We start from the raw sequence: 1,229 nt of genomic DNA, 5'->3' as shown, positions 1-1,229 counted from the left end.
CTCGGTGACCGGGCGGCGTGCGCAGAAGCACTCGGCCGCGCACGGGCGTTGTTCGCCCGCGGCCCCTCGGACGCGGATCCGGAGTGGATGACGTTCTTCGGCGAGGCGGAACTGGCGGGACTGGAGGCGCAGTGCTGGGCGGCGCTGGGCGACTGGCGGCTCGCCGCCCGCTGGGCCCGCCGGGCCGTCGCCCTGCAACCCCCGCATTTCGCGCGCAACACTGCCCTGTTCACGGCCGAGTTGGCCGGCGACCTGGCGGGCGCGGGCGCGGCGGAGGAAGACGCGGCGGAAGCCATCCGGGCGTTGGACCTGCTGGCGGACGTGCAGTCGTCCCGGATCAGCACGATGCTCGCGGCCACCGCCCGCCGGCTCGCTCCGCACCGCGGTGAGCCGGCGGTGGACACCTTTCTCCACCGGATGTCCGCCCGCCGCACCGCCTGACGTCCGTCCTTCACCGCACCGGGGGCGGCGGCGTCGACCGGCGTCACCCCGCGTCAGTCGGCGTCCCGCGTCAGTCGGCGCCTTCGAGGTGGCCGGTGTCGTTCCACCGCTCGATGGCCGGCTCCCCGTACGCCCAGCCCAGTTCGGAGAGCGAGGCCGGCGCGAGCCGCAGCCGGGCGGCGAAGGAGGCGTCCAGGCCGAGCCAGCGGGCGCCGAGCACCCGCAGCAGGTGCCCGTGGGCGAACAGCAGCACGTCCTGCTCGACGTCGCGGGCCCAGCGCACCACCTCGTCGGCCCGGTCGGAGAGCTCCGCCAGGGACTCGCCGCCGGGCACCCCGTCCCGCCAGATCATCCAGTCGTCCCCGGCCCGCTCCTTGATCTGCTCCGGGCTGAGCCCCTCGTAGCCGCCGTAGTCCCGTTCCATCAGGGCGTCCCAGCGCTCCGCCCGGCCGCTGCCGAACCCGGCCAGCTCGCAGGTCTCCTCGGCCCGCACCAGCGGGCTGGTCCGCACCCGGGCGTCCGCCAGCCCCGACCAGGGCGCGCGGTGCAGCCGCTCACCGAGCAGCTTCGCCATCCGGCGGCCGCCGTCGAGCAGCGGCACGTCCGTACGTCCGGTGTGCCGGCCCAGTCGGGACCAGGCCGTCTCGCCGTGCCGGACCAACAGGATGCGCGCTGACATGCGGGGCTCTCCTCGCAGCGGGGAAGTTTCGTGCCCGACCATCATCGCGCAGCGCCCCGCGGTCCGCGGCGGCGGCCGTCACCGGTCCCGCGCGGGCGGCCGTCTCCGG

At 76.1% G+C, this 1,229-nt stretch carries 1 protein-coding gene and 1 pseudogene; one reads left to right on the top strand and one right to left on the bottom strand.

Annotated features, from left to right (window positions below; translation table 11 throughout):
- Positions 1-441: pseudogene (locus ACYVE9_RS27445) on the top strand (hypothetical protein); the annotation flags it as partial.
- A 70-nt stretch (positions 442-511) separates the two neighbouring features.
- Here ACYVE9_RS27445 and ACYVE9_RS27440 read toward each other — a convergent pair.
- The gene (locus ACYVE9_RS27440) at positions 512-1,120 is read right to left on the bottom strand and encodes a histidine phosphatase family protein (RefSeq protein ID WP_461030591.1); all 609 of its coding nucleotides are present in this window, start codon (positions 1,118-1,120) and stop codon (positions 512-514) included.
- Positions 1,121-1,229 lie beyond the last annotated feature (109 nt).

It is taken from the genome of Streptomyces sparsus (genome assembly GCF_054776295.1).
This window is presented reverse-complemented; position numbering and strand designations above follow the sequence as displayed.